Below are 6,656 nucleotides of genomic sequence, written 5' to 3'. Positions count from 1 at the left end.
TTGAGGCGCTTGGCGTCGTCGGCCTTGAGCCCGCCGTACTGGTTGCGCCACCGGTAGTACGTCTGTTCCGACACGCCCAGCTCGCGGCACACCGCCGCGACGTCCGCGCCATCGGCCAGCATCCGGTCGGCCTGTCCGAGCTTGCGCACGACCTGCTCAGGCGTGTGCCGCTTCCTCGTGTTCGTCATGATGAGACCAGTCTTCCTGCCCGCAGCAGCGAGCATCAAGACGACTCACACAACGACTGGACCTACATCACGGGGTCAGCCCAGAGATCGAGGCTGTCGCAACCTACTTCGGCGTCACGGTCGGAGACCTGTTCGGCGGCCTCGGCATCTTCGGACACGACGAAGCCCCCCGGTCTGCTCGACCGAGGGGCTCCGACATCGGGTGCGCCATCAGGGACTCGAACCCCGGACCCGCTGATTAAGAGTCAGCTGCTCTAACCAACTGAGCTAATGGCGCCGACAGAGGAAGACACTACACCGCTGATCCCGCCGCAGAAAATCCGTTCGCGCACCCTGTGAGGCACCCGACATGGCCGACGGATCGCCTAGACTCTGACCTCGGACGTCATCTCCCGGCCTCGTCCGGCCGCGGCATGATCGACGCCGTCGCCGACGAGGAGGACTGAAGGGTGAAGATCGCGGTCACGGGCGCCACGGGCGTGCTCGGCCAGGAGGCCGTCGCCGCGCTCGCCGAGGCCGGCCACGAGGTCACCGGCGTGACCCGCCGCGATCGCGGCGTCCCGGTCATCGAGGGCCGCGGCGGGCGCGGCATCGTCGCGGACGTGTTCGACGTGGACGATCTCGCGCGGACGTTCTCCCGCCACGACGTCGTCATCAACACTCTCGCCCACGTGCCCGTGGACATGACCGCCATGCGGCCCCTGGCCTGGCGCGAGGACGACCGCCTGCACCTCGAGGCCTCCGTCGCGATCGCCGAGGCCGCGCGCCGGGCCGGTGTGCGCAAGCTGATCCAGGAGTCCACGGCGTTCCTGTACCCCGACAACGGCTCGGAGTGGATCGGCGAGGACGAGCCCCTCGCGGTCCGGGACCGCGCGTTCCGCCCCCGCGTCCGCGAGATGCGCGCCGCGGTCGACTTCGCGACCGAGGGACGCAGCGCCGTCATCCTGCGCCTGGGCCAGCTCTTCGGCCGCGACCCGCAGACCACGCACATGCTGCAGGCGGCCCGCGAGGGCAAGGCCGTGCTGCTGGGAAAGCCGGAGAACTACATCCCCCTGCTCCACCACCGCGATGCCGGCCGCGCCTTCGTCTCGGCGCTGCGGGCCGGCTCCGGCTTCTACAACGTCGCCGGGGAGCCCCTCACCCGGGAGCGCTGGGCCAAGGACCTGGGACGGGAGGCCAAGGCCCCCGGCCCCGCGAAGTTCATCCCCGAGATCACGCAGGCCATCGTCGGCACGCGCCTCGAGGTCCAGCGCCGCAGCCTGCGGATCTCCTCGGTGCGCTTCATGTCCGAGACGGGCTGGCGCCCGACGATCGGCCCCTCGACCCCCGGCTGGTCGCGCATGTGAGGTCCCGGATCCCGCAGATCGCCGCCGCCTAGGGTGGAGGCACGATCCGCGCTCCGAAGGGACACCTCATGACCGTCGTCAAGATCAACGTGCTCGCCGCCAAGGGCGACCCCGCGGAGCTCGAGCGCCGCTTCGCCGCACGCAAGCACTCCGTCGACGCCGAGCCCGGCTTCGAGGGCTTCGAGCTGCTGCGCCCGGTCTCCGGGCAGGACCGCTACTTCGTGGTCACCCGCTGGGCGGACGATGCGAGCTTCGAGGCGTGGCGCGCCAAGCGGCAGCCGCGCGACCCTTCGACGACGGCGTCGACGTCGGACGGGATCTACGAGTTCGAGGTCGTCGACCTGGGCTGATCGCTCGGCGCGCTGCGGTTCGGACCGCGCGCCACCGCGGCCGCCGTCACCGGCCGATGTGCATGCGCGCACCGGCGCTTTCGAAGGCCTCGAGCACGCTCACCGGGGCATCGGCCGTGGTCACGAGGTCATCCACATCCTCATGGGTGCCAAAGCGGAAGGCGGAGGTCCGCAGGAGCTTGTCGCCGGTGGCCGCGAGCACGACCCGCGCCGAGGACGCGATGATCGCGCGCTTGACAAGGGCGTCCTCCGACGTGGTGACCGTCAGCCCGGTCGCCGGTTGGGCCGAGCAAGTTCCGACGACGGCGAGGTCGGCCCGGAAGCCGTCGAGCGCCTCCAGGCACGCGGCGCCCCCGTAGCGGAGGCTCTCGGCGCTGATCATCCCGCCCGGCGTGACGACCGCTCCCCCGGCGTCGCCGAGGATGACGGCTGCGCGCAGCGAGACGCACAGGGCTGTGATCCTGCGGCCCGCGAGCGCTCCGGCGACCGCCACCATGGTCGAGCCGTTGTCAATCACGAGCGACATGTCGTCCTCGACGAGGGCGCTCACGGCCTCCGCGATCGCACGCTTGCCCTCGGCGTTCTCCGCGGCCCGCAGGGAGTACGGCAGCGGCGTCCCGCGCAGCTCGACCGCGACGGCTCCGCCGTGGACGCGCCGCACCAGGCCGTGCCCCTCGAGGTCGGAGAGGTCGCGGCGGATCGTGACCTCTGAGGCGCCCGTGAGGAGGGCCAGGGCCGTGACCGAGACCGGCCGACGCCCGAGCGCCCCGATGATCGTTTTCTGCCGAGATGATCGTTGCATACGATCATTCGATCACTCACAGTCGAGGCATGACAATCTACGACGACCTCTGGACCCGCTTCTCGACCCACGGACTGCGCACGACCGGGCAAGTGCTCGGACAGGCACCCGCCGCCGATGACCGACCTGGCACTATCGCCTCCCTGTTCCCCGACCGGCGTGCTCCTCGGCCGGGGCGCCCGGCCGCCCATCGCGCGCCCCGGCCATCGCGGGTCAGTGACGCGGGCGCTCTCTCCTGAACCGGCGGTGCCCATGACACGGCGATGCCCGCCTCCGATCGGAATCGGAGCCGGGCATCGCCGTTCACCGCGTCGCGGCGCTCAGGGCATCAGGTCCCTCAGCGGCGGGAGTCCCGGAAGCGGCGGGCGTATCCGACGAGGATGAGTCCGCCCAGGATCATCCCTGCACCGATCGCGCCCCAGATCGCGACATCGGCACCGGTGCGGGGCAGACGCAGCACGGATGCACCCTGCGGTGCGGGCGAGGACGGCGTGCCGCTGGCGACCGGAACTGCCTGCTGGGTCGTCGACGACGGGGTGCCGGACGTCGCGGGCGAGGTTCCGGGGGCCGTGGTCACCGGGGTGGTCGCAGGCGTCGTACCGGGAGCCGTCGTGGCCGGGGTGGTCGCAGGCGTCGTCGCCGGAGTCGTGCCGGGAGCCGTCGTAGCCGGAGTCGTCGCAGGCGTCGTGGTCTCCTCCACCGGCGGCGTCGTGGTCTCCTCCACCGGCGGCGTGGTCGTCTCCTCCACCGGCGGCGTCGTGGTCTCCTCCACCGGCGGCGTCGTGGTCTCCTCCACCGGCGGCGTGGTCGTCTCCTCCACCGGCGGGGCGTAGGTGTTGCTCAGGCCCAGGCGCAGCGTGCCGTTGGTGATCGTCACGGTCGCGGAGTCACCGCCCTCCCCGATCACGATCGCGTCGTTCTCGGTGACCGCCGTGAACTCGAGGTCCTGGAAGTCATAGCCCTCGACGGCCACCTGGGGCTCGGAGAGCGAGACCACGGTGCCCTGCGGGATATCCGACAGGCCCGATGGAGTGCCGTCGCCCGACAGGACGATCTCCTCGGTGACCTGCTGCCCGTCCTTCTCGTAGCTCGCGAGCACCGTGAACGACAAGCCCGAGGCGACATCGGCGGGGACGCCCTCGACGGTCTTCGCCACGGTGAAGGCACCGACGGGAATCGTGCCGTCCGCACTGCCGCCGGCGATGTTTGCGTACTCGACGCGCGAGCTCATCGTCTTGCCGTCGTACGTCGCAGAGTTGCGGAAGACGGTGCCCGCAGGCACGTCCTGCGCGTCCAGCAGCTCCGTCGTGTAGGAGATGCGGTACTGGTACTCCGTCCCGGAGGGCACGAGCCCCTCCGTGTGGAGGTTGGGCAGGTGGAGGGCGAGCTCCCGGTCGTTGTTCAGCACGGCCGTGTACCGCGAGGAATCGAGGGTGACCGAGACCCCCTCGTCCGTGCGGTCCTGGCCCACGATCGCGTAGGTCACGTCGAGCGTGGACAGGTCGAGGTCGAAGTTCTGCGCAGAGCCCAGCGTGTCGACCATGTCGATGCCGTTCTCCTCCGTGACGGAGTCGCTTCCCAGCAGGACGACCCAGGTCACGGACGCGTCGCCCCCGGCGGTTCCCGGGTAGTTGACCCAGCCGCCCTTGGAGTCCGACTGCGTGGCGGGGTCGCCGACGTCGATGACGCCGGGGACGGGCTTCGCGACGGCGTCGCCGTTGATCGTGACGGGATTCCTGGTGGTCTCGGTGGCGGTGGTCGCCTGCGCCGAGAACCACAGGGAGCCGGCGACGTTCTCATGCGTCTCGACATAGTCGGAAAGGGTGCAGGTCACGAGCCCGGTGTCATGCGAGGCAGCACAGGTGCCGACGGTGGCGCCTGTGCCATCCTTGAGGTCGAAGGAGCCCGAGTACGCGGACAGCGGCTCCGTGAGCTGGACGGAGAAGGTGTCGCCTGCCTTCGCGTCGGCGGGGGCGCTCCAGTCCATGTCGATGCGCACGGACTGCCAGAGGTAGAGGTCGCTCATGTCGGAGTCGGAGGCCTGCGTCTTCTCGCACTCGGCGACATCGCCATTCGTGCACTTGGTGATCGTGACCGAGGCGGGGTCGATCGCGGAGATCTCGGCGGCGGAGGCCCGGGAGGTGAGTCCCAGCAGGGCGGTGGCCGCGATCATCGCGAGGGCGAGGGCGGCGACCAGGAGCCGCCGGGCTGAAGGGGGAGAGACGGAGCGTACGAGGCGCATGAGGAGGTCCTGACTGTCCGGGAGCTGCGACAGGCGACGGGAAGAGGTTCCGAGCACGACGCGGCGCCAGCTGAGACAGATCTACAACGAACGCTAACCTCGATGTTTCATCGGGCTGGTGAGCGGGGGCGTTCGCCGTCGTTGCCGGCGTTCAGCTGCTGATTTTGGCATGAGGGCGTGACAGATCGTCGCAGTGTCCGTTGCTGGCGGTCGGGTTCCACTCCCGAGAAGGTGCTGGGGGTCGTAGGGACGGGTGGAGCCGCGGGGTCAGGTCTGCGCGACGGTGGTGCGGAGCCGGTTGACGCCGGTCAGGACCCTCACGGCTTCGGGAGTGTGCCGGGCGAGGTGCAGGACTCTGTGCCGGCTGCGGCGGACCAGGGTCGCGGGGATCTCGAACAACCGCGCGCGGAGCCGTTTGGGTTCCCACTTTCTGGCGTCGTCACTGGTGAAGGCGATGGTCTGCATCCAGGCGACCAGCTCGGAGGCGAGTTGGACGATCTGGCTCCAGATCTGGTTCTGCGTGAAGGACTTCAGCGGGAACTTCAGCAGGCCCATGTCCTTGGCGTTACGGATCCGGTCCTCGCAGCGTGCGCGGCGGCGGTGTCGCAGCTCCAGGACGGGCAGCTGTCCGCGTGGGGTGTTGGTCGCGAACGCGGTGATGCGCATCCCCTCGTGATCGGTGATCCGCAGCTGCGCTCCGGGGTGGGGACGTTCCTTCCGCACGATCACCCGCATCCCGCCTGGCCAGCCGGAAAGGTCCAGCAGCCCGGTCAGTTCCGCCACGAACGCGCCCTCACGGACCCCGTCATCGTCACTGTCATAGGCGGGAGTCCACGCCTTCGCCTCGTCGAGACGTTCCAGCAGGCCAGGAGTGTTTGCGGGGAGGGAGAACCCGACCGAGTAGGCCAGACGCCGCGTGGTCAGCCACTGGATGAAGTCCTTGGTGCCGCCGGCTCCATCGGTGCGGATCAGGATCTTCTTCGAGCCCCGCCCGCCAGAGGAGAGCAGTCCGGACGGCAGCTGGGCGAGAGCCTGACGGGTCACGGCGATGTGGTCGCTGGCCGTGTTCGAGCCTGCGTTGCCGGGCCGGAGGTGGATCGCGAGAGGTTCTCCGGTCCCGGTCTGGGTGGTGTCATAGCGTTGAAGCAACACTCCTGTTCGGCGGGGGTCTGATCGGTGGAGTGTGCGGATGGCGCGGGTGGGGTTGTCGTTCAGCGACAGGTCGGAGATCTCGACGGCCTCGAAAGCGGGCTGGTCGGTGCGGAGGATCGCCCGTCACCTGGGGCGTTGCCCGTCGGTGATCTTGCGGGAGCTTCACCGGAACGCGACGAAGACCCGCGGCTACCAGGCCGTGACCGCAGACGTCAGAGCGCAGCGTCGGCGGGCTCGCCCGCAGCAGCGGAAGGTCGCTGGGGATCCGGTGCTGCAGGCGAGGGTGGAGGCGGATCTGGCCGCGTCGTGGACGCCGAACGAGATAGCGGGCCGGTTGCGTCTGGAGGCGACAGACCCGACCGTTGAACGCATGGCGAACTCTGCTGACGCACGCGGCCGAACCGTCTCCGGTGAGGCTATCTACCAGTACATCTACGCAATCCCGAAGGGTGAGCTCGCCCGCAAGGGCATCTTCCTGCAGTCCAAGCGAACCAAGCGCCGACCACGTACGACCGGGCGGACGCGCGGTGGCCCAATCGTAGGTATGGTCCCGATCGCGGAGCGAGGTGAGGACGC

At 69.7% G+C, this 6,656-nt stretch carries 6 protein-coding genes, 1 tRNA gene and 1 pseudogene; 3 read left to right on the top strand and 5 right to left on the bottom strand.

Going from position 1 to position 6,656, the window contains the following annotated elements; all coding sequences use genetic code 11:
• Nucleotides 1-188: transposase (locus FM110_RS12000; RefSeq protein WP_143276386.1), on the bottom strand; the 188-nt coding region annotated here is incomplete at its 3' end.
• Nucleotides 189-391: 203 nt separating this feature from the next.
• A tRNA-Lys gene (locus tag FM110_RS11995) sits at nt 392-465 on the bottom strand.
• 172 nt (nt 466-637) lie between these two features.
• Here FM110_RS11995 and FM110_RS11990 point away from each other — a divergent pair.
• Nucleotides 638-1,534 carry an NAD-dependent epimerase/dehydratase family protein gene (locus FM110_RS11990; protein WP_087104990.1) on the top strand — a complete coding sequence of 299 codons (897 nt, stop codon included), beginning with the start codon at nt 638-640 and terminating at the stop codon, nt 1,532-1,534.
• Nucleotides 1,535-1,602: 68 nt separating this feature from the next.
• The gene (locus FM110_RS11985) at nt 1,603-1,884 is read left to right on the top strand and encodes an antibiotic biosynthesis monooxygenase family protein (RefSeq protein ID WP_087104989.1); all 282 of its coding nucleotides are present in this window, start codon (nt 1,603-1,605) and stop codon (nt 1,882-1,884) included.
• Nucleotides 1,885-1,930: 46 nt separating this feature from the next.
• Here FM110_RS11985 and FM110_RS11980 read toward each other — a convergent pair whose 3' ends face one another.
• The 3 genes and pseudogenes from FM110_RS11980 to FM110_RS11970 form a co-directional block, all read right to left on the bottom strand.
• Nucleotides 1,931-2,686, bottom strand: a complete 756-nt coding sequence (locus FM110_RS11980; protein WP_087104988.1) for a DeoR/GlpR family DNA-binding transcription regulator — start codon at nt 2,684-2,686, stop codon at nt 1,931-1,933.
• 337 nt (nt 2,687-3,023) lie between these two features.
• A complete protein-coding gene (locus FM110_RS14175) occupies nt 3,024-4,928 on the bottom strand; it encodes an Ig-like domain-containing protein (protein ID WP_159458079.1) in 1,905 nt (634 codons plus the stop codon).
• A 267-nt stretch (nt 4,929-5,195) separates the two neighbouring features.
• Nucleotides 5,196-6,062 (bottom strand): annotated as a pseudogene (locus FM110_RS11970) (IS1380 family transposase); the annotation flags it as partial.
• Nucleotides 6,063-6,117: 55 nt separating this feature from the next.
• Here FM110_RS11970 and FM110_RS11965 point away from each other — a divergent pair.
• Nucleotides 6,118-6,656: helix-turn-helix domain-containing protein (locus tag FM110_RS11965; RefSeq protein WP_143276385.1), on the top strand; the 539-nt coding region annotated here is incomplete at its 3' end.

This window comes from Brachybacterium nesterenkovii (assembly GCF_900163655.1).
Taxonomy (GTDB): domain Bacteria; phylum Actinomycetota; class Actinomycetes; order Actinomycetales; family Dermabacteraceae; genus Brachybacterium; species Brachybacterium nesterenkovii.
Note: the sequence above shows the minus strand (reverse complement) of the source record. Positions and strands in the feature narration are given on the sequence as shown.

Excerpts from the sequence above, each read along its gene's own strand:
- FM110_RS11985 (WP_087104989.1), top strand. The coding sequence starts at position 1,603 with ATGACCGTCGTCAAGATCAACGTGCTCGCCGCCAAGGGCGACCCCGCG.
- FM110_RS11980 (WP_087104988.1), bottom strand. The coding sequence starts at position 2,686 with ATGCAACGATCATCTCGGCAGAAAACGATCATCGGGGCGCTCGGGCGT.
- FM110_RS14175 (WP_159458079.1), bottom strand. The coding sequence starts at position 4,928 with ATGCGCCTCGTACGCTCCGTCTCTCCCCCTTCAGCCCGGCGGCTCCTG.